Raw genomic sequence first — 20,931 nt, 5'->3', positions numbered from 1 at the left:
GGAGGACCGCGCGTTGGCGGCCACCAAGCGCGAGCGGGAGTACGCCCGCAAGCGGCAGCAGCAGTGGGAGCAGCGGCAGGCGCAGGCGCGCGCCCGGCGGCAGCGGACGTTCGCGATCGTGGCGATCGTGGCGGTGCTCGCCCTGGTGGGCGGCGGGTTCGTCGTCGCGAACCTGGGCGGTGCCGCGAACCCCGCAGCGTCGTCGACGCCGCAGGCCGCAGGTGACTGCCCCGCGGCGGAGGTCGGCGCCCGCGACGGCGGGGACCTGCCCGACCCCTCGGCTGCCGAGGACCGCACGTGGACCGCGACCGTCGACCTGTGCGCCGGCGGCACGGAGACGGACCTCGTCCTCGAGCTGGACGGCGCCGCCGCCCCGCAGGGCGTCGCGAGCTTCGTGTCGCTCGCGGACCAGGGCTACTACGACGGCACCCCCTGCCACCGCCTCACCACCCAGGGCATCTACGTCCTGCAGTGCGGCGACCCCACGGGGACCGGGACCGGTGACCCCGGCTACTCGTACGGCCCGATCGAGAACGCCCCGGAGGACGACGTCTACCCCGCCGGGACCATCGCGATGGCCCGCCGCGGCGACGACGGCGAGTCGATGGGCTCGCAGTTCTTCATCGTGTACCAGGATTCGACCATCCCGTCCGACACCGCGGGCGGGTACACGGTGCTCGGCACCGTCACGTCCGGCCTGGACGCCGTCCAGGCAGTCGCTGACGAGGGCGTCGACGGAGGGGCCGGCGACGGCTCCCCCGCGACCCCCGTCATCATCGAAGGAGTGGAGACCCAGTGAGCGAGAGCACCCCCGGCTCGACCGGCCCCGAGGAGACCCCGGCCGGCACCGAGGAGACGGCCGAGACTCCATCGCAGACGACCCCGGACGAGGCGACCCCGCCGGCTCCCGCGGCGGACCCGCAGCCCGTCCCGGGCGAGACCACGGACCCGGCTCCCCCGGCCGAGCCCGCGCAGGAGACCCCGGAGCCCGAGACCGCGGAGCAGGCTCCCGCCGAGGCCGCCGAGACGGCCCCCGTGGCCGAGTCGACCGAGACCACCGGGACGACCGGGACGAGCGCTGAGCCCGAGGCCGCCGAGGCCGAGGCCGAGGCGACCGCCGCGCCCGCCCCGGCGGCTCCCGCGGCGCCGAAGCCGCCCGCCATGCCGAAGCCGCCCCGCCCGGGCGCGCCCAAGCCGTCGGCGCTGCGCCGCCCGGCCGCGCCCACTCCCGCCGACGTGCCGCCGGCCGAGCCCACGACGCCTGCGGCGCCGGTCGTCCCCCCGGCGCTGGACGCGGCCGCGGCGTCCGCCGCGGAGGCGTTCGGTCGGGTGGACGACGACGGCACGGTGTTCGTGCGGGAGGCCGCCGGCGAGCGCCAGGTGGGCCAGTTCCCCGGCGTGGACGCCTCGGAGGCGATGAGTCTCTACGTGCGGCGCTACCTGGACCTGGACGCCAAGGTCGCGCTGTTCGAGACCCGGCTGGACAGCGCCGACCTGTCGGTGCGCGAGATCGACCAGACCCTCGCGAAGCTCGCGGAGGAGACGGGCGAGCCCGCCGCCGTCGGCGACCTGGACGCCTTGCGGGCCCGCGTGGAGGGCCTCAAGGCACGCGCGGCGGAGCGCCGGGCCGCGCTCGAGCAGGAGCGTGCGGCCGCCAAGGCCGAGGCCGTCGCCGCCCGCACCGCGATCGTCGAGGCCGCGGAGAAGATCGCCGCCACCGACCCCGCCAAGATGCAGTGGCGCCCGGCAGGCGAGGAGCTGCGGGGCCTCCTGGATCGCTGGAAGGAGGCGCAGCGCAGCGGGCCGCGCATCGACCGCCCCTCGGAGGAGGCCCTCTGGAAGCGGTTCAGCCACGCGCGCACCGCGTTCGACCGGGAGCGGCGGCACTTCTTCGCCGACCTCGAGCAGCGCAACTCGACGGCCAAGGCGGCCAAGGAGCAGCTGGTCGCCGAGGCGGAGTCCCTGCAGACCAGCACCGACTGGGGAGCGACCGCCGCCGCCTACCGCGACCTCATGGCGCAGTGGAAGGCCGCGGGGCGTGCCAGCCGCAAGGACGACGACGCGCTCTGGGCCCGGTTCCGGGCGGCGCAGGACGCGTTCTTCGGCGCCCGCGACGCCGAGAACGCGGCGATCGACGCCGAGTACGGGCAGAACCTCGAGGTCAAGGAGGCGCTGCTCGCCGAGGCCGAGGCCCTCCTGCCCGTCAAGGACCTGGCCGCGGCGAAGGAGAAGCTGCGCGACCTCCAGGACCGCTGGGAGGAGGCCGGCAAGGTGCCGCGCGGGGACATCCAGCGCGTCGAGGCCCGCATGCGGGCGGTCGAGACGGCCGTCCGGGGGGCCGAGCAGGCTCGCTGGGATCGCACCAACCCCGAGACCCGCGCGCGGGCCGAGGGTGCCGCGGCACAGCTCGAGGCCGCCATCGAGGGGCTCGAGCGCGATCTCGCCGAGGCGCGCGAGTCGGGTGACGCGCGGCGCGTCGAGGAGGCCGAGACGGCGCTCGCCGCGCGGCGCGCCTGGCTCGAGCAGGTCGTCCGCGCCGCGGAGGACACCCGCGGCTGACGGCGCACGGCCGCCGGCCTGACCGGGCGGGGCCCGACCGGACGGCGCGTGCGCGCGACGATCCACAGGCGGTGCCCGAAGGGGCTCACGACCGGATAGTTTCCGCGTCGTGAGCCCCTTCGTCGTCGTCCCCGCACCGCCCGGCCCACCCACGGGCGACCGCCTCCGGTCCCCGGTCGCTCCGCGGCGGCTCGGTGACCTGCTCACGGCGCCGGGACGCGCGTCCGGTCCCCTGGTACGCCCGGCGGACGTCGGCGGGCGGGCGGCGTGGGACGTCCTCGTGCGCGACGGCTCCCTCGAGGTGGTGCGCGACGACGCGGCCGTCGTCGCCGGCACGACCGTGACCCCCGTGCTGCGGGCCGCGCTGCTGGCCGGGTCGCTGCCCGCGGGGGCCGTGGCCGCCGGGCGCACGGCGGCGTGGGTGCACGCCGGCCGGCTGGCGGGCACCCGGTCCGCCGAGCACCTCGACGTCACCTACCCGGCCGGCGGGCACCGGCCCGAGCTCTGGGGAGCGGGGCTCGTGTGGCAGGCGCCGCTGCTGCGCGGCGACGTCGTCGAGCTGGCCGGGGTGCGGGTGACCGCGCCGCTGCGGACCGTGGTCGACGTGGCGGTGCACGTGCCGGGCGAGGAGGACGCGACCCGCCTCGCCCGCGTCGTCGCGGACTCCTGCGGCCTCGCTCTCCCGGACGCGGCCGCGCTGCTGGAACGTCGCGTCCGCGTCGTCGGACGCCCGCGGGCCCGCCGCGTGCTGGCCCGGGCCGCCGCCCTCCGTGCGGCGCCCGCCGCCCTGCCCTAGGTTGAGCCGCATGGCCTCCGCCGCACCCGCCGTCGAGCTCGACGCCGCTGGCCGCGCCGTGCGCGTCTCCAGCCCCGACCGCGTCGTCTTCCCCGAGCTGCCCGACCGCCCGGGCCTTACGAAGCGCGAGATCGTCGAGTACTTCCTGTCGGTGGGCGACGGGATCCTCGGCGCGCTGCTGCACCGGCCCACGACGCTCGAGCGGTGGCCGAAGGGCTGGTGGCCCGAGGCGGTGATGGCGACGCGCGCCGACAACCGCGGCGACGCCTTCTACCAGAAGCGGCTGCCCAAGGGAGCCCCCGACTGGGTCGAGACCGCGACCATCGCCTTCCCCAGCGGGCGCACCGCCGACGAGGTGGCGCCGACCGAGCTCGCCGTCATCGCCTGGGCGGCGAACCTCGGCACCCTGACCTTCCACCCGTGGCCCGTGCGCCGCGACGACGTCGAGGCGGTCGACCAGCTGCGCATCGACCTCGACCCGCAGCCCGGCACCTCCTTCGACGACGCCGCGGCCGTCGCGCCCCACCTGCGCGACCTGCTCACGGAGCTCGGGCTCACCGGGTACCCCAAGACCTCGGGCGGGCGCGGCCTGCACGTCTTCGTCCCGCTCGCGCCCCGCTGGTCCTTCCAGCAGGCCCGGCGCGCCACGATCGCGGTCGGCCGCGAGCTGGAGCGCCGCCTCCCCGACCAGGTCACGACGAAGTGGTGGAAGGAGGAGCGGGGCGAGGCGATCTTCGTCGACTACAACCAGATGGCCCGCGACCGCACCATCGCCTCCGCGTACTCCGTCCGGGCGAACAAGCGCGCCACCGTCTCCACCCCGCTGGAGTGGGACGAGGTCGGCGAGGTGCACCCGGACGACTTCGACGTCACGACCGTCCCCGCCCGGTTCGCCGAGCGCGGCGACCTGTTCGCCGCCCTGCGCGCCGACCGCGACCCGGGGCTGGACTGCTCTCTCGACGCCGCGCTCGAGCTCGCGCGCCGCGACGAGGAGGAGCACGGCCTGGGCGACCTGCCCTACCCGCCGGAGTATCCCAAGATGCCCGGCGAGCCCAAGCGTGTGCAGCCCAGCCGGGACACCGACCGCAAGCGCACCTGACCGTCAGGGACGCGTGTACCGCAGGAAGACCGACCCGTCGCCGAGCGGGACGCACTCGGCGCGCGTGAGGTCGGCCTGCATCCCGTCGGGCAGCAGGCGCAGCCCGCCGCCGGCGACGTGCGGCACCACGCGTACCGTCATCTCGTCGACCACTCCGGCCAGCAGCGCCACCGCGGCGGTCGTCGGGCCCGAGACCTCGACGACGCCGTCGGTCCCCGCCGCGATCTCGGCCAGGCGCTCGGGGGTGAGGCGCGCCTCGAGCGTGGTGCGGGGCGCGTCGACCGTGCCCTGCTCCGCCACGAGGCCGTCGGAGCAGACGATCTTGTCGATCCCGCGCCAGATCTCGGCGAACTCGTCCGCGGCGTCGCTCTGCCCGGGCTCCCACGTGTCCCACACGCGCATCGTCTCGAACATGCGGCGGCCCACGACGAAGGTCCGCACGTCCCGGACCCGGTCGTTGATGAACGCGTGGACGGCGTCGTCCGGTGCGCCCCAGTCGAAGTCGCCCGACGCGTCGGCCACGTAGCCGTCGATGGAACAGCTCATCAGTCCGTACCTCAGTGTGCCCATGCTCCCCAGACCTGCCCCGGGGCCTCGACTCATCGGCGGCCCGCCGATCGGTGGGCTCAGGCGGTGCCCGGAGCCCCGGGCAGGAGGCTCGCGAGGTCGTAGCCGACCGGTTCCTCGAGCTGGTCGTAGGTGCACGACGACGGCTCGCGGTCGGGGCGCCACCGCTTGAACTGCGCGGTGTGCCGGAAGCGCGCGCCCTCCATGTGGTCATAGCCGACCTCCAGCACCCGCTCCACGCGCAGCGGCGTGAAGGACAGGTCCTTGCCGGCGCTCCAGCGCGACTGCGCTCTCGGGCGCCTCTCGCCCGCGCTGCCGTCCGCGACCGCCGGGTCCTGCCAGTCCGCCCACGGGTGCGCGGCGGCGTCCTCGGTGCCCGGTTCCACGACGAGCGGTGCGAGCTCGGCGTGCAGGGCCGCCCGGCGCGCGGCGGGGAACGACGCGGAGACGCCGACGAACTGCAGGCTGTCGGGGTCGTCCTCCTGTGCGTACAGGCCCAGCAGGAGCGAGCCGATGAGCGGCGTCGAGGGCGTCGACGTCTTGTGCAGCCGGTAGCCGGCGAGGACCACGTCGGCCGTGCGGGCGTGCTTGATCTTCAGCAGCGCCCGCTTGTTCGGCTGGTACGGGTCGTCGAGCCGTTTCGCGACCACGCCGTCGAGGCCCGCGCCCTCGAACGCCTCGAACCAGTCGCGCGCGACGCCGGCGTCCTGCGTGCGGGGCGTGGCGTGCACCTGCGGCCCGTCGAGCGCCAGCCCGTCGAGCGCCTCGAGCCGTTCGCGCAGCGGCCGCCCGGACAGGTCGTCGCCGCCGAGGGCGAGGACGTCGAAGACGACGAGGCTGGCCGGCGTCTCCGACGCGAGAAGCCGCACCCGCGACTCGGCGGGGTGGATCCGCTGGCCCAGGGCGTCGAAGTCCAGGTGCGCCGCCCGGGCCGCGCCGTCCCCGGGGCGCGCGACCACGATCTCGCCGTCGACGACGCAGCGCTGCGGCAGCGCGTCGAGCGCCGCGTCCACCACGTCCGGGAAGTAGCGCTGCATCGGCCGACCGTTGCGGGAGTCGATCCGCACGTCGTCGCCGTCGCGGAACACCAGGGCGCGGAACCCGTCCCACTTCGGCTCGTACACCCAGACGTCGTCGCCCGGAGGCTGGTCCGGCACGTCCGGCACCGACTTCGCGAGCATGGGCAGCACGGGCGGTTCGAGCGGCAGCGTCATGCTGGCGAACCTACTCCGGGAGGTGGGCCGGCACCTCCGCTCGCCGGAGCCTGGGGGCCTCGAGCCGCACCCGGACGGTCACCCTGCCGGCGTCGTCCCGGTGCGCGACCGCGTGCCCTCCGCGCTCGGCGCCGTCGAGCTCGACCGTCAGGGGGGCGCCCTCGCCCAGGAAGTTGCGCCACCAGCTCTTGGCGTCCGGCATCCCGACCCCGATGACGACCTCGTCCCCCCGGCGGCGGTACCCGACCGGGATCGCGAACTCGCGCCCCGACCGGCGCCCCGTGTACCGGACGATCGTGAGGGTGCGGCGGAGCGCTCCGCCCCAGCGGGGCGACCTGCGCCAGGCGAGAACCCCGGCGTTGAACCGGGTGACGAAGCGGCGGGAGCGGGGCGAGGCCAGGCTCGGCATGAGGTGTTCCTTCCTGACGCGCGGCGGGGACGCCGGTCAGCGCCCCGTCACGCTAGCAAGGCAACCGGAACGACTCGTCCACTTCCGCCTGGAGTGAGAGCGATGACCGCCGAGCTCTCTCGCACCCGCCCGGCCGCGCGCCCCGCGGACGGCGCCACGGCCGCGCTGCGGGCCGACGCCCGCAACCGCGACCGGATCGTCGCCGCGGCGCGCGAGCTGTTCGCCCGTCACCCGCGACGACCTCGCGCTCGTCGTCATGGCCGACAGCGGCGTCGTGGCCGCCACGCCGGAGGAGGCCGTGGTCGCCTCGCGCCGGCTCGTCGGCCTCCTGCTCAGCGGGCTGCGCGCCGACGGCGCCGTGCGGCTCCCCGCCCCGACCGGCCGGGGCTGCTGGAGTCGCTCAGGCTCCCGCCGACTCCTGGTGCACGTCGGCGGCCCTCGTCCCGGTGATGCGGTAGACGTCGAAGACGCCGTCCACCTTGCGCACCGCGGTGAGCACCTGCTGCAGGTGGCCGGGCTCCGCCATCTCGAAGACGAACTTCGACAGGGCGATCCGGTCGGACGACGTCGAGACCGACGCCGACAGGATGTTGACGTGGTAGTCCGACAGCACCTTGGTGACGTCGGACAGCAGCCGCGACCGGTCGAGCGCCTCGACCTGGATCTGCACCAGGAACATCGTGTTGGCGCCCGTGGTCCAGGACACGTCCACCATGCGCTCGGGCTGCGCCTTGGCCAGCTGCTCGGCGTTGGCGCAGTCCGCGCGGTGCACGCTGACGCCCGCGCCGCGGGTCACGAAGCCGACGATCGAGTCGCCGGGCACCGGGGTGCAGCACTTGGCGAGCTTCACCCAGATGTCGTCCACGCCCTTGACGACGACGCCGGGGTCGCCGGTGCGGCCGCGGCGCGACGGGCGGCCGGGGGCCGCGGCCTCCGCGGCGTCCTCCTCGGTGCCCTCCTCGCCGCCCAGCGACTTGACCAGCAGGTCGACGACGTGCGGCGCGGACGCGTGCCCCTCGCCCACCGCCGCGTAGAGCGCGGAGACGTCGGCGTAGCGCATGTCGTTCGCCAGCCCGACCAGCGCCTCGTGGCTGAGCAGGCGCTGGATCGGCAGGTTCTGCTTGCGCATCGCCTTGGTGATGGCGTCCTTGCCCTGCTCGATCGCCTCCTCGCGCCGCTCCTTGGTGAACCACTGGCGGATCTTGTTGCGGGCGCGCGCCGACTTCACGAAGGCGAGCCAGTCGCGCGAGGGGCCCGCGGACTCCGCCTTGGAGGTGAGGATGTCGACCGTGTCGCCGTTCTGCAGCGTCGAGTCCAGCGGCACGAGCCGCCCGTTGACGCGGGCCCCCATGGTGCGGTGGCCCACCTCGGTGTGCACCGAGTACGCGAAGTCGACCGGCGTCGCCCCGGCGGGCAGCGCCATCACCTCGCCCTTCGGCGTGAAGACGTACACCTCCGCGCCGCCGATCTCGTAGCGCAGCGAGTCGAGGAACTCGCTCGGGTCGGCGGTCTCGCGCTGCCAGTCCACGAGCTGGCGCAGCCACGCCATGTCGTTGGCGCGCGGGTCGTCCGACGTCGTCTTGCCGGCCGGCGCCATCTGCTTGTACTTCCAGTGCGCGGCGACGCCGTACTCCGCGCGACGGTGCATGTCGTGCGTGCGGATCTGGATCTCGACGGGCTTGCCGCCAGGGCCCACGACCGTCGTGTGCAGCGACTGGTACATGTTGAACTTCGGCATCGCGATGTAGTCCTTGAAGCGGCCCGGGACCGGGTTCCAGCGCGCGTGGAGCGCGCCGAGCACCGCGTAGCAGTCCCGCACCGTGTCCACGAGGACGCGCGTGCCGACCAGGTCGTAGATCTCCGCGAAGTCGTGCCCGCGGACGATCATCTTCTGGTAGATCGAGTAGTAGTGCTTCGGGCGGCCGGTGACCGTCGCCTTGATCTTCGCGCTGCGCAGGTCGGCGGAGATCTGCTCCCGCACCACCGACAGGTACTCCTCGCGGGCGGGCGCGCGCTCCGCCACCAGGTGCACGATCTCGTCGTACACCTTGGGGTAGAGCGTCTGGAAGGACAGGTCCTCCAGCTCCCACTTGATGGTGTTCATGCCCAGCCGGTGCGCCAGCGGGGCGTAGATCTCGAGCGTCTCGCGCGCCTTGCGCTGCGCCGACGAGCCGGAGACGTACTTCCACGTGCGGGCGTTGTGCAGCCGGTCCGCGAGCTTGATGACCAGCACGCGGATGTCCTTGGCCATCGCGACGACCATCTTGCGCACGGTCTCCGCCTGGGCGGCGTCGCCGTACTTCACCTTGTCCAGCTTGGTGACCCCGTCGACGAGCATGGCGATCTCCTCGCCGTACTCGCGGGTCAGCTCGTCGAGCCCGTAGTCCGTGTCCTCGACCGTGTCGTGCAACAGCGCGGCCGCCAGGGTCGCGCCGTCGAACCCGAGCTCGGCGAGGATGGTCGCCACGGCGACAGGGTGCGTGATGTACGGGTCGCCGGACTTGCGCTCCTGGCCCCGGTGACACCGCTCGGCCGTCGCGTAGGCGCGCTCGAGCACCGAGAGGTCGGACTTCGGGTGGTTGGTGCGCACAGCCTGGAGCACCGGCTCCAGCGCCGGCGTCGTGGGCGGCGCGCCCCGCACCCCGAGCCGCACGAGCCGGTTGCGCACGCTCCGGCCGGACCCCGAGCCGCGGCCCGGGACCGCCCCCTGCCCGGTCGATCCCTGGGGCGCGTTGGCGGCGCGCACGACCTTCGTCTCGTCGCTCATCTGCGCCTCCTTCCGCAACCACCGCGGGGTCGCCGCCGGCCGGGACGGCAAGTCTACGACTCCACGCGGAGCAGAGCCTCGACCGTCCGTCCGGTCAGCCTGTCGCGTCCGCCCAGGCCGGCGAGCTCGAGCAGGAACGCCAGGGCGACCACCTGGCCGCCCGACCGCTCCACGAGCTCGGCCGCCGCGCACGCCGTGCCGCCGGTCGCGAGCACGTCGTCGACCAGGAGAACACGCGCCCCCGCCTCGAGTGTTCCCGTGCGCAGCTCGATCGCGGCGGAGCCGTACTCGAGGTCGTAGTCCACCCGTTCCACCGGCGGCGGCAGCTTGCCCGCCTTGCGCAGCGGCAGGAACCCCACCCCGAGGCGAGTGGCGAGCGGCGCCCCCAGGAGGAAGCCCCGCGCCTCCATGCCCGCGACGACGTCCACGCCGCCGTCCGCGTCCACGAGGCGGGCGAACGCCTCCACGACGTCCGCCAGCGCCGGGCCGTCCGCGAGCAGCGGGGTGATGTCGCGGAACACGACGGGCGGGTGCGGGTAGTCCGGCACGTCGCGGATCAGCGCGCGCACCTCCGCCGCTCGCTCGGCGCCGAGCCCCCGGAGCCCGTCCAGGACGATGTCGTCCGGACGGTCGCCGGGGCGCCCGCCGCCGGGCACGCCGAAGCCTGAGCTGTCATCCATCGCGTGACCCCCGGCTCAGTGTCCGCGCTTGCGGCGCGGCTGGGCGCGGTTGCCCTGGTGCTGGCCCGGGATCAGCTGCGCAGACCCGGTCGTGAACGCCGCGACCTCGGCGTCGTGGCCGCCCTCCGCGACCAGGCCGGCGCGCTCCGCCAGGACCGCCTTCGTGTGCGCGGCGATCTTCGGCTCGCGATCCCGCAGCGCGACGTCGAGCGGCGTCGCGAGGAAGAGCGACGACGCGGCGCCGACGGCGATACCGACGAACAGCGACAGCGACAGGTCGCGGAGCGTGCCCGCCCCCAGCAGGAACGCGCCGACGAAGAGGATGCTCGCCACCGGCAGGAGCGCCACGACCGACGTGTTGATCGAGCGCACGAGGGTCTGGTTCACGGCGAGGTTGGCGCGCTCCGCGTACGTGCTGCGGGTCTGCGTGAGCACGTCCGCCGTGTTCTCGCGGACCTTGTCGAACACGACCATCTTGTCGTAGAGCGAGAAGCCGAGGATGGTGAGGAAGCCGATGATCGTCGACGGCGTGACCTCCCAGCCGATGGCCGCGTAGACGCCGGCCGAGATGAGCAGGTCGGCGAGCATCGCGACGATCGCCGCCACGGACATCCGCCAGGCGCGGAAGTACACGGCCATGAACAGCGCCGCGGCCACCACGAACACCACGGTGCCCCACAGCGCCCGCATGGAGACGCCCGCGCCCCAGGTCGGGCCGACGAAGGACGTCGTCACCGCGGACTCGTCGACGTCGTACGCGGTGGCGAGGCCCGTGACCAGGGCGGCCTCCTGCTCCGGCGTGACCGTCTCGGTCTGCACCCGGACCGCCGAGCCGCCCACGATCGCGACGCGGGGCTCCTCGTTCGGGAGCACCTCGTGCACCGCGTCGATCGCGACCTGCTGCTCCGTGGAGCTCGCGTCGTTCACCGTGAACTCCGTGCCGCCGCGGAAGTCGATGCCGAGGGTGAGGCCCTTGATCAGGATCACGGCGATCGACGCGACGGCGAGGATGCCCACGATCGTGAACCAGCGCTTGCGGCGCTGCACGATCGGGTAGGACCGCCGGCCCGTGTACAGGTCGTTGCCCCACTGGGCGAAGTGCATGCCGGCCATCAGCGGCTCTCCTCGTTCGTGCCGGAATGGTTCTCACCGGTCGCCGAGGGCGATCCGTCGCCCGGTCCTGCGTCCGGCTGCGGGTCCGCCTCCTCCGCGGCCGCCCGGCGCTCGGCCGCGCGCCGCTCGGCGATCGTCAGCCGGCGCCCGGAGGCGTCGGTGACGGGGGCCGCGGGGGCCTGCCGTGCACCGCTGTGCACGGGCTCGGCGACCACGCGCTCGCCCGGCGCCTCGGCGCCGGTGTCGGCGCCCTCGGAGGCGGCGCCGGCCACGGCGGGCTGCGGCATCCGCACCCGGCCGGCGCCCGCGTACCGCGGGCCGGAGCTCGCGCGCAGGCGCTCGGGCGACAGGCCCGACCACAGGTGGCCGTCCCGGAAGAACGGGATCTTGGTGATGACCTCCATCATCGGGTGCGTGAACCAGAACACGACGGCGACGTCGATGATCGTGGTCAGACCCAGGGTGAACGCGAAGCCCTGCACGCCGCCCACGGCGAGGAAGTACAGGATGATCGCGGAGATCAGGTTGACGGCCTTGGCGGCGAGCACCGTGCGCCGGGCGCGGGCCCAGCCGCGCTCGACCGCGTAGGCGAGGGTCCGCCCGTCGCGCAGCTCGTCGCGGATCCGTTCGAAGTACACGATGAACGAGTCCGCCGTGAAGCCGATGGCGACGATCAGGCCGGCGACGCCCGCGAGCGAGAGCCGATAGCCCATCCCCCAGGAGAGCAGGGCGATCGACACGTAGGTGATCACGCCCGCGACCACCAGCGACGCGACCGTCAGCAGGCCGAGCGTGCGGTACTGCAGCAGCGAGTACACGACGACGAGCGCGAGGCCGATGAGGCCGGCGATCAGGCCGTTGCGCAGCTGCTCGGAGCCGAGGGTCGCGGAGATGACCTCCTGGCTCTCGACCGTGTACTGCACCGGCAGGGCGCCGAAGCTCAGCTGGTTGGCCAGCGTGGCCGCGGAGTCGCGCGTGAACGACCCGGAGATCGTCGCCTGGCCGTTGGAGATGATCGTGCCCGGGGACAGGGACGGCGCCGAGACGACGAGCCCGTCCAGGACGATGGCGAACTGGTTGCGCGGCGCCTCGAGGCCCTGCAGACGGGTCGTGGTCTCGCGGAACTCCTTCGTGCCCACGGAGTCGAAGTTGAGGAAGACGCCCCACTCGTTGGTGGTGGTGCCGTTCGCGCCGGGGACGAGGCCGGAGCTCGCCGACGAGATGTGCACGCCGTCGACCTCCATCGGGCCGAGGATGTACTTCAGCCCGTCCTGCTCGCCGCACGTCACCAGCGGCTTGTCCGGGTCGTCCCCGCCGCCGCCCTTGAGGTTGGCGGGGTCGGTGCAGTCGAGCTGCTCGAACTGCTTCTGGATCTCCGGCGTGATCTGCGCCAGGTCGCTCGGGTCGGAGGCTGCTGCCTCCTCGCCCTCCGGGGTCGCCGACGGCGACGGGTCCGCGTCGTCGCCCTCGGTCGGGGTCGCGGTGGCGGTCGGCGTGGCCGACGGGTCGACGTCCGCCGGGACGGACAGCGGCGCACCCGCGCCCTTGCCGCTCGGCGCGTCGCCGGCGGCGTCCTCAGCGGCCGCGTCGTCCTTGGCCGCGTCGTCCTTGGCGGCGTCGTCCTGCGCCGCGTCGCCGGCGTCGGCGCTGGGCGAGGCGGACGGCTCGGGGGTCGGCGTGCCCGCGGCGTACGTCAGCACCGGGCGGAAGCGCATCTGCGCCGGCTGCGAGATGAGGTCGATGGTCTCCTGCGACACCTCGCCGGGGATCCCGACGACGATGTTCTGGGAGCCCTGCGCGGTGATCTCCGCCTCGGACACGCCCGAGGAGTCGATGCGCTGACGGATGACGTTGATCGACTCGTCGATCGTCGCCGACGTCACCTGCGACCCGTCGGTGGTGTCCGCCTTCAGGATCAGCTGCGTGCCGCCCTGCAGGTCGAGCGCCAGCCCCGGGGCCCAGCTCGCGCCGTCCGGGTTGGAGTCGGACTTGGCGTCCCAGAAGACGCCGGCGCCGAGGGCGAGGAACGGCAGGACGATCGTCAGGATCGTGAAGACCACGAGGGTGCGTACCGGACGCGACCGCTTCGTGCGTGAGTTCGCCAACTTCTGTCTCTTCCCGTCTGCGCGCCGCCGCGGGGCCGGCGCGTGATGGCGCCGGCCGGGATCACCCCGACCGGCGCGTCGTCAGGCCGACGGGCGCGAGCGCCCGCCGTCCCATGTCGCTGGTGCTGTCACTTCGATGCTGTCACTTGGTGGTGCCGGCCTCGCCCTCGTCACGACGCTGCTGCTCCCGGTACTCCCGCTGCGCGGTGTCCAGGCTCGACAGGTCGTCGGGGACGTCGATGTGACCGTCGCCGGAGGTGATCGTACCGGTCGCGGAGGAGTCGCTTGTGACGTCGGTCTCGTCGGCCTCGGCCACGGGCTCCTCGACCGGCGCGTCCACGCGCTTGGCGATGGCCGCGCGCAGCCAGCGGGTCTGCGCGCCGCCGGGGCCGGTCTCGATGGTGACGGTGTCGGTCGCCTCGTCGATCTCCACGACCGTGCCGAACAGGCCCGAACCGGTCATGACCTCCTGACCCGGCTCGAGCTGCGACCGGAACTCGGCCTGCTGCTTCTGCTGCTTGCGCGTCCGCTGGCTCATGAAGAACATGAGGCCGGCGAGGACCACGAAGAGGATGATGAGTTCCACGGAGCGTCCTTGTCTGTCGCTGCCCGACGGTCGTCGACCGACTGCCGGGCGTCGGGGGCGCACCGGTCGGCACGCCGGCGCAGAGTCCTGCGCACACGGCCCCCAACGAGCACGGCACCCGTCGAGTTCCGGCCCTGGGCCGTCGGCGGCCGGGGGCGCTCCCAGTCTACTGGGGCGGCCCGGCGTCCCTGTCGGACCCGTCGAACAGGGTTCCCCCGAGCGGCGCGCCCCACGCGCCGGGCGGCGGCTCGAGCCCGAGGTGCTCCCAGGCGGCCTGCGTGGCGACCCGGCCGCGCGGCGTGCGGCCCAGGAGCCCTTCGCGGACGAGGTACGGCTCGGCCACCGTCTCCACGGTGTCCGGCTCCTCACCCACGGTCATCGCGAGCGTGCCCAGGCCCACGGGACCGCCGGCGAACCGGCGGCAGACGGCGTCGAGCACGGCACGGTCCAGCCGGTCGAGGCCGATCGGGTCGACCTCGTAGACCTCCAGCGCCGCCCGGGCCGCCCGGAGGTCGAGGCTGCCGTCCCCGCGCACCTGGGCCCAGTCGCGCACGCGGCGCAGCAGGCGGTTGGCGATGCGGGGGGTGCCGCGCGACCGGCCCGCGATCTCGTGCGCTGCGGCGTGCTGGATGTCGACGCCGAGCAGGCCGGCGGACCGGGTGATGACGCGCTCCAGCTCGGCGGCGTCGTAGAAGTCGAGGTGCCCGGTGAACCCGAAGCGGTCGCGCAGCGGGGCGGGCAGCAGGCCCGACCTCGTCGTCGCGCCGACGACGGTGAACGGCGGCAGCGCCAGCGGGATCGCGCTCGCGCCCGCCCCCTTGCCGACGACGACGTCGACGCGGAAGTCCTCCATCGCGACGTACAGCAGCTCCTCGGCCGGGCGGGCCAGCCGGTGGATCTCGTCGATTAAGAGGACCTCGCCCTCCTCCAGCGAGGACAGCACCGCCGCGAGGTCGCCCGCGTGCTGGATCGCCGGGCCGCTCGTGACCCGCAGCGAGGTGCCGAGCTCGGCGGCGATGATCATCGCCAGCGTGGTCTTGCCGAGCCCGGGCGGGCCGGACAGCAGGACGTGATCGGGTGACGCGTCGCGGGCCAGGGCCGCCTGCAGGACCAGGGAGAGCTGGTCGCGCACCACCCGCTGCCCGACGAACTCGTCCAGCTTCTTCGGGCGCAGCGCCGCCTCGGCCGCGCGCTCGACGTCGTCGGCCGAGGAGGTGACGAGCCGCTCCCCGCCGTACTCCGGGTCCGCCTCAGCCACGGCGGCCGCCCAGGGAGCGCAGCGCCGCGCGCAGCGTGGCCGCGACGTCGATCGGGCTGTCGGCCGGGCGGTCGTCGCCCGCGTCCGCGAGGACCCGGTCGACGGTGTCCTGGGCGACCTTGGCGGCCCAGCCCAGGCCCACGAGCGCCTCGACCACCTGGTCGCGCGCCGGGTCTCCCGCGGCGACGGGCGGCGCGTCGGGCACGACGGCGCCGGCGGCGGCGGACGTCGGGGCGCCCAGCTTGCCGGACAGCTCGAGCACCATGCGCTGGGCGCTCTTGGGGCCGACACCGGGGATGCGGCGCAGCGCCGCGAGGTCCTCGGACGCGACGGCGCGGCGCAGGGCGTCGGGGGTCAGCACGGCGAGCATGGCGAGAGCGATCCGGGGCCCGACGCCGGACACGGACTGGGCGGTCTCGAAGACCTCCCGTTCGTCCGCCTCCGCGAAGCCGAACACCGTCATCGAGTCCTCACGGACGACCAGCGTGGTGTGCAGCTGGGCCCGCTCCCCCACCCGCAGGCCGGCGAGGGTGCCCGGGGTGGCGTGCACGAGGTACCCGACCCCGCCGACGTCGAGCACGGCCCGCTCCAGCGTCACGTGCGTGACCGTGCCGGTCAGGGAGGCGATCACCGTGGTCCTTCCGTCGAAGAGGCCGTCGAGATGTCCGTCGACACGGCCGTCGAACACCCGTACGAGGCGTCACTGTAACAACCGGCGCCGACGCCGGGGCGGGCGACACTCGACGAGCCGCACGACGAGCCGCGCGACGGCGACCGGGCGGCCCGGGTCCCGCTCAGCGCCGGGCTCGGGAGGGGGCGCCGCGGTGCGAGCCGGTGCGCGCGGTGCGCTCGGCCGCCGCCCAGGCGCGCTGGGCCGGGGTGAGCTCGTTCCGCTCGCCACCCTGGAGCGCTCCGGACGGCCGCCACAGGTGCGTGACGGCGAGGGCGAGCGCGTCGGCGGCGTCGGCCGGCCGCGGCAGCTCGTCGAGCCCGAGGATGCGCGCGATCATGCGCTGCACCTGCTCCTTGTCGGCGCGGCCGGACCCGGTGACGGCGGCCTTCACCTCGCTCGGCGTGTGCATCGCGACCGGGACGCCGCGCCGGGCGGCCGCGACCATCGCGAGGCCGGCGACCTGCGCGGTGCCCATCACGGTGCCGCGGTTGTTCTGGGCGAAGACGCGCTCCACGGCGACGACGTCGGGCACCGTGCGCTCGAGCCACTCCTCGAGCCCCTCGGCGACGCGCAGCAGCCGGAGGTCGACGCTCAGCTCGGGCTCGCTGCGCACGACCCCGACGTCGACCATCCGGGCCTTGCGGCCCGGCAACGAGTCGACGACGCCGACCCCGCACCGGGTCAGACCCGGGTCCACCCCCAGCACGCGCACGTCGTCACCCTCTCACGCGGGCGGCCGCGGACGGCCGACCCGCGCCGGGAGCCGTCACTCCTCGTCGAGGGCCGCCATGACCTCGTCGGAGGCGTCGAAGTTCGCGTAGACGTTCTGCACGTCGTCGCTGTCCTCGAGCGCGTCGATGAGGCGCATGATCTTGCGCGCGCCCTCCACGTCGACCTCGACCTCCATGGAGGGGTGCCAGATGGAGTCGGCCGAGTCGTACTCGATGCCGGCCTCCTGGATCGCCGTGCGCACGGCGACGAGGTCGGTGGCCTCCGAGAGGACCTCGATGACGTCGCCCTCGTCGCTGACCTCCTCGGCGCCCGCGTCGAGCGCGGCGAGCATGACGTCGTCCTCCGTGACGCCCTCCGCCTTCGGCACCACGACGAGGCCCTTGCGGGAGAACAGGTAGGACACGGAGCCCGGGTCGGCCAGGTTGCCGCCGTTGCGGGAGAACGCGAGGCGCACCTCGGAGGCGGCACGGTTCTTGTTGTCCGTGAGGCACTCGACGAGGACGGCGATGCCGTTCGCGCCGTAACCCTCGTACATGATCGTCTGGTAGTCGACGGCGTCGGCGCCCTCGCCGGAGCCGCGCTTGAGCGCGCGGTCGATGTTGTCGTTGGGGACCGACGACTTCTTCGCCTTCTGGATGGCGTCGAACAGCGTGGGGTTGCCGGCCGGGTCGCCGCCGCCCGTGCGCGCGGCGACCTCGATGTTCTTGATCAGCTTCGCGAAAAGCTTGCCGCGCTTGGCGTCGATCGCCGCCTTCTTGTGCTTGGTCGTGGCCCACTTGGAGTGACCTGACATGCGCTCCCTAACTCCTTCGCGATGCTTGGACGAGCCGGACGAACAACCCGTGCACGCGCGCGTCCCCCGTGATCTCCGGGTGGAACGCGGTGGCGAGCAGCCGTCCCTGACGTGCTGCGACGATCTTACCGGCGGCGGGCCCCACCGTGGAGCCGTCCGCCCAGCGGTCCGGCATGCGGGCGAGCACCTCGACGTCCGGCCCGGCCTCCTCGACCCACGGAGCGCGGATGAAGGCGGTGCGCACCGGGCGCCCGCCCGGCGCGTCCGAGACGCCCGCGACCTGCAGGTCCGCCTCGAACGAGTCCACCTGGCGGCCGAACGCGTTGCGCCGCACGACGACGTCCATCCCGCCCAGCGTGCGCTGGTCGGCGGTGCCGCCCTCGATGCGGTCCGCGAGCAGGATCATCCCCGCGCACGAGCCGAACACGGGCAGCCCCTCGCCGATCAGCCGCCGCAGCGGGTCGGCGAGCTCGAACAGCCGCAGCAGCTTGTCGATCGTCGTCGACTCGCCGCCGGGCAGGACGAGCCCCTCGACCGCGTCCAGCTCGGACGGGCGGCGCACGCTCACGGCGCGCGCCCCCGCCTGCTCGAGCGCGGCCGCGTGCTCGCGGACGTCGCCCTGCAGGGCGAGGACTCCGATCGTCGTGGTCACCGGGGCAGTGTAGGGGCGACCGTCGGCGAAGGCCGCAACGTGCTCAGGTGCAGGTGCCGAGCAGGCCCAGCGTGATCGAGTACCGCCGCGTGTTGGACCACGCCGAGCTCCATGTCGCTCCCGGGTAGACGCGGTCCGCGCGGACCTGGGCCGTCGCGTTGTTCGCCGTCGCGGTGACCTGGTGACTCGTCGTCCCCGCGGCCACCTGCACCGTGGTGTTCCCGCCCGGACCGTAGCCGAACGTGTAGCGGGTGGCGCCGGTCGCCGCCGTCCAGTTGAACGTCACCGACCCGATCCCCAGCAGGCCGCACGTCAGGTTCGTCGGGGCGGCGACCGTCGCGGCGGAGACCGCGGCGCTGGTCACCGTGCCCGTGTCGTTCCACGACGTGCCCGGGATCGTCGCCGCCAGCGCCACGGACACGCCCCCGCTCTGGCCCTGGGTGGCAGAGGGGGCCGCGGCCGAGACCGCCACCGCCACGCACAGCGCCACGGTCCCGCCCGCCGGGATCGTGGCGGTGCCACCGGACCCCGCGCCGCAGCCGGTCCCCGTGTCCGCCGCGCCGAACGACGCGCTCGTCGTGAACGCCGTCCCGAGCGTCCCGGTCCGTGAGGTCGTCGCGGTCACCGTGGCGGAACGGGAGCCGCCGTTGCGCACCGTGACGATCTCGGACGCGCCGGAGCCCGGCACCGCGCCGGGGAGCGCGAGAGCGGGCAGGCTGACCGTGCCCCCGCGGCCCACGAGGCCGTTGCCGAGGTTCGCGACCTGCACGTCCACCGTGCCCGCAGAGATCTGGGTCGTCGGCGCCGCCGCGGTGCCCGCCCCGCGCCACCAGGCCCAGGCGATCCCGCCCCCGGCGAGCACGCACACCATCGCCGCGACCACCAGGACCGCGACGCGGCGCACGGTCGCCCCGGCCCGCGCCGGCTCAGGCACGGTGGTCGCCCCCTCGCGGGCGGGCACGATTCAGCAGCACGCCGGCCGCGACGGCACCCGCGGCCGCGAGCAGCACCGGCAGCGGCTGTCCACCGGTCCGTGCGAGCGCGCCCGGGCCGTCGGGGACGTCGTCGGCCTGTCGGCGCCCGCCGTCCTGCTCGCCTCCGCTGTCCGGCGGCCCGTCGCCCGCCAACGTCACGAGCACGTCCACGGGGACGGTCCCGCCCTGCGTCTCGTTCCCCGCCGCGCGGTCGAGCGACGCCTCCACCGTGACGGGCAGCACCTCCGACTCGGCGAGCAGCACCGGGGCGGACCCCGCGCCGTCGGACCACCTGCCCCCCTCCGGGCGCACCCGGACCTGCACCGCCTCTGCGAGGGCGGAGGCTCCGTGGCCGGTCACCCCGTCCCCGACCGAGACGGCGACGCGGCTGCCGGCCGGGCCGGGCCCGTCGTTGCGCACGAGCAGCACGGCCCGGCGCGTCTCGCCCGGCGTCCAGGGCGTGGAGCCGAAGAGCGCCGCCTCGAGGTCGGTCGTCCAGCGGCGGCCGTCCACACTCAGCGCCACGCCTCCGTGCTCGGGGCCGCCGTACGCTCCCGCCGCCGGCGCCGGCGCCAGCAGCACCCCGGCGACGAGCGCGGCCCCGCACGTCGCGACACGGCGCCCTTCGCCCCTCATCGGCCGTCGCCCTTCCGCGCACCGCCCGCGGCCGGCGGCGCCGCCGGCCACCAGGTCGCGAGCCCGTCGGGCGGAACGCTCGGCCCGGTGCCCGACGCCTGAGCCGGGGGCCGACGGGGGCTCCCCCGCGCCGGACGACCGGCGCCCCCGCCGCTCCCGGACCTCGCCCGCGACGAGCCACGACGCGTACCCCAGGAGGAGGACCGCGACGCCGGTCGTGAGGAACCCCCGCTGCTCGGGCGTCCCGAGACCCATGAGGCGGCCCAGTTGCGGGACGGCGTACCAGAGCGTGCCGCGCACCTGCACGGCCCGCACGGGCTCCGGGTCGGCGACCGCGTTCGCGTCACCCCGGGTCAGCAGCGTCCGCTCCCCGTCGACGGTGGTGCCGAGGCCGACCACCCGGTGCGTCACGACCGTGGGGTCCCCGGAGCGCAGCTGGTACGTGACCACCTGTCCGGTCGTGATCTCGTCCACGTCGACCGGGCGCACCACCACGAGCGTGCCGACGTCGAGCGCGGGGCGCATCGACCCGGTCGCCACGCCGTACGGTGTGGCGCCGGCCAGGCGCGGAACCAGGACGACGAGGAGCAGGGCCCCGCCCGCGACCAGCAGGACGACGCACGCGAGGACGCGCCCCGCCGCGCGTCCCACGACACGGCCCGGGCGCGGTGCCGCAGCCACGGCGCGCTCAGGGAGCGGGGACGACGTGCGCCTGCGTGACCTGGACCGTGACGTCCTCGAGCGCGGCGGTCAGCGCCTGCGTGTCGTTCCCCGCGGCCGTGTCGAACGCCGCCTCGAGGTTGACGACGAGCGAGTCGGTCTCGCCGACCGGGACCGGCTCGGTCAGCGGGAGCTCCAGCGTCTCGCCGCCCAGGGTCGCCGAGGTGAGGCTGAGGTCGAGCGCGCCCGTGAGCGCGTTCTCCGCCGCCCAGGTCGGCGACGAGACGGTGATCTCGCCCAGCGCCAGATGGTCACCGGTGCCCCCCACCGCCAGCGTGCAGGTGGTGGTGACCGTGTCGCCCGGCACGATGCCCGCCGCGACCGAGCCGCCGCCGTCGAGGGTCCAGTCGCCGCACGCCCCGTCCGACATCGTGAGCGTGCCGGCGGTGACGTCCGACCCGGTGGCCGTGCCCTGTGCCGTCCAGTAGGCGATCGTCTGGGCGCCGCCGACGAGCAGGACGGCGGCCCCTCCTACGGCGATCGCAGCCTTCGTCAGTCGGTTCATGTCGACATCCCCCTGCCGCTCTGTCCGCACCCCTGCGTGCGGCCCGATGAGACGACGGTAGCCAACTGATGCCCGGGGCGCGCGTCGGCGGCC

At 74.7% G+C, this 20,931-nt stretch carries 20 protein-coding genes; 4 read left to right on the top strand and 16 right to left on the bottom strand.

Features of this window, described 5'->3' with window-relative positions; all coding sequences use genetic code 11:
* The first annotated feature begins 13 nt into the window (after positions 1 to 13).
* The 4 genes from ACFCZN_RS10640 to ACFCZN_RS10625 all read left to right on the top strand — a co-directional run bounded on the left by ACFCZN_RS10640 (position 14) and on the right by ACFCZN_RS10625 (position 4,454).
* Entirely contained in the window at positions 14 to 799 is a 786-nt protein-coding gene (locus ACFCZN_RS10640; RefSeq protein WP_429763616.1) for a peptidylprolyl isomerase, read from the top strand.
* Complete coding sequence (locus ACFCZN_RS10635) at positions 796 to 2,559, top strand: DUF349 domain-containing protein (protein ID WP_430556751.1); 1,764 nt, start codon at positions 796 to 798, stop codon at positions 2,557 to 2,559. Before ACFCZN_RS10640 ends, ACFCZN_RS10635 begins: the two co-directional genes overlap by 4 nt.
* 109 nt (positions 2,560 to 2,668) lie before the next feature.
* On the top strand, positions 2,669 to 3,355 hold the full coding sequence (locus ACFCZN_RS10630) for a hypothetical protein (protein WP_430556750.1): 687 nt from the start codon (positions 2,669 to 2,671) through the stop codon (positions 3,353 to 3,355).
* A gap of 10 nt (positions 3,356 to 3,365) precedes the next feature.
* Positions 3,366 to 4,454 (top strand): DNA polymerase domain-containing protein, encoded by a 1,089-nt coding sequence (locus ACFCZN_RS10625; protein WP_430556749.1) that lies wholly within the window; start codon positions 3,366 to 3,368, stop codon positions 4,452 to 4,454.
* 3 nt (positions 4,455 to 4,457) lie between these two features.
* Here ACFCZN_RS10625 and ACFCZN_RS10620 read toward each other — a convergent pair whose 3' ends face one another.
* The 16 genes from ACFCZN_RS10620 to ACFCZN_RS10545 all read right to left on the bottom strand — a co-directional run bounded on the left by ACFCZN_RS10620 (position 4,458) and on the right by ACFCZN_RS10545 (position 20,838).
* The gene (locus tag ACFCZN_RS10620) at positions 4,458 to 5,000 is read right to left on the bottom strand and encodes a dihydrofolate reductase family protein (protein WP_429763620.1); all 543 of its coding nucleotides are present in this window, start codon (positions 4,998 to 5,000) and stop codon (positions 4,458 to 4,460) included.
* Between the two features lie 80 nt (positions 5,001 to 5,080).
* Positions 5,081 to 6,235, bottom strand: coding sequence for an ATP-dependent DNA ligase (locus tag ACFCZN_RS10615; protein WP_430556748.1), 1,155 nt, complete (start codon positions 6,233 to 6,235; stop codon positions 5,081 to 5,083).
* A gap of 10 nt (positions 6,236 to 6,245) precedes the next feature.
* Positions 6,246 to 6,644 (bottom strand): hypothetical protein, encoded by a 399-nt coding sequence (locus ACFCZN_RS10610; RefSeq protein ID WP_430556747.1) that lies wholly within the window; start codon positions 6,642 to 6,644, stop codon positions 6,246 to 6,248.
* Positions 6,645 to 7,044: 400 nt separating this feature from the next.
* On the bottom strand, positions 7,045 to 9,411 hold the full coding sequence (locus tag ACFCZN_RS10605; protein ID WP_429763624.1) for a RelA/SpoT family protein: 2,367 nt from the start codon (positions 9,409 to 9,411) through the stop codon (positions 7,045 to 7,047).
* A 53-nt stretch (positions 9,412 to 9,464) separates the two neighbouring features.
* Entirely contained in the window at positions 9,465 to 10,091 is a 627-nt protein-coding gene (locus ACFCZN_RS10600; protein ID WP_429763625.1) for an adenine phosphoribosyltransferase, read from the bottom strand.
* Positions 10,092 to 10,106: 15 nt separating this feature from the next.
* Positions 10,107 to 11,204 (bottom strand): protein translocase subunit SecF, encoded by a 1,098-nt coding sequence (secF, locus tag ACFCZN_RS10595; protein WP_429763626.1) that lies wholly within the window; start codon positions 11,202 to 11,204, stop codon positions 10,107 to 10,109.
* Positions 11,204 to 13,264: a protein translocase subunit SecD gene (gene secD, locus ACFCZN_RS10590; RefSeq protein ID WP_430556746.1), complete on the bottom strand. Its 2,061-nt coding sequence runs from the start codon at positions 13,262 to 13,264 to the stop codon at positions 11,204 to 11,206. Before secD ends, secF begins: the two co-directional genes overlap by 1 nt.
* Positions 13,265 to 13,451: 187 nt before the next feature.
* Complete coding sequence (yajC, locus tag ACFCZN_RS10585; protein WP_429763628.1) at positions 13,452 to 13,895, bottom strand: preprotein translocase subunit YajC; 444 nt, start codon at positions 13,893 to 13,895, stop codon at positions 13,452 to 13,454.
* 166 nt (positions 13,896 to 14,061) lie between these two features.
* Positions 14,062 to 15,153, bottom strand: coding sequence for a Holliday junction branch migration DNA helicase RuvB (gene ruvB / locus ACFCZN_RS10580; RefSeq protein WP_430556745.1), 1,092 nt, complete (start codon positions 15,151 to 15,153; stop codon positions 14,062 to 14,064).
* On the bottom strand, positions 15,146 to 15,784 hold the full coding sequence (ruvA, locus tag ACFCZN_RS10575) for a Holliday junction branch migration protein RuvA (RefSeq protein ID WP_430556744.1): 639 nt from the start codon (positions 15,782 to 15,784) through the stop codon (positions 15,146 to 15,148). The genes ruvB and ruvA overlap by 8 nt, the downstream gene beginning before the upstream one ends.
* A 163-nt stretch (positions 15,785 to 15,947) precedes the next feature.
* A complete protein-coding gene (gene ruvC, locus ACFCZN_RS10570) occupies positions 15,948 to 16,538 on the bottom strand; it encodes a crossover junction endodeoxyribonuclease RuvC (RefSeq protein ID WP_429763631.1) in 591 nt (196 codons plus the stop codon).
* A gap of 54 nt (positions 16,539 to 16,592) precedes the next feature.
* Entirely contained in the window at positions 16,593 to 17,351 is a 759-nt protein-coding gene (locus tag ACFCZN_RS10565) for a YebC/PmpR family DNA-binding transcriptional regulator (protein ID WP_429763632.1), read from the bottom strand.
* 7 nt (positions 17,352 to 17,358) lie between these two features.
* Complete coding sequence (gene pdxT, locus ACFCZN_RS10560; protein WP_429763633.1) at positions 17,359 to 18,003, bottom strand: pyridoxal 5'-phosphate synthase glutaminase subunit PdxT; 645 nt, start codon at positions 18,001 to 18,003, stop codon at positions 17,359 to 17,361.
* Positions 18,004 to 18,046: 43 nt separating this feature from the next.
* Complete coding sequence (locus ACFCZN_RS10555; protein ID WP_430556743.1) at positions 18,047 to 18,937, bottom strand: hypothetical protein; 891 nt, start codon at positions 18,935 to 18,937, stop codon at positions 18,047 to 18,049.
* A complete protein-coding gene (locus tag ACFCZN_RS10550) occupies positions 18,930 to 20,294 on the bottom strand; it encodes a signal peptidase I (RefSeq protein WP_430556742.1) in 1,365 nt (454 codons plus the stop codon). Before ACFCZN_RS10550 ends, ACFCZN_RS10555 begins: the two co-directional genes overlap by 8 nt.
* Positions 20,295 to 20,301: 7 nt before the next feature.
* Positions 20,302 to 20,838 (bottom strand): alternate-type signal peptide domain-containing protein, encoded by a 537-nt coding sequence (locus ACFCZN_RS10545; RefSeq protein WP_429763637.1) that lies wholly within the window; start codon positions 20,836 to 20,838, stop codon positions 20,302 to 20,304.
* Positions 20,839 to 20,931: the final 93 nt, after the last annotated feature.

Origin of the sequence: Isoptericola sp. NPDC056134 (assembly GCF_042264825.1) — a bacterium.
GTDB classification, from domain to species: Bacteria; Actinomycetota; Actinomycetes; order Actinomycetales; family Cellulomonadaceae; genus Isoptericola; species Isoptericola nanjingensis.
Note: the sequence above shows the minus strand (reverse complement) of the source record. Positions and strands in the feature narration are given on the sequence as shown.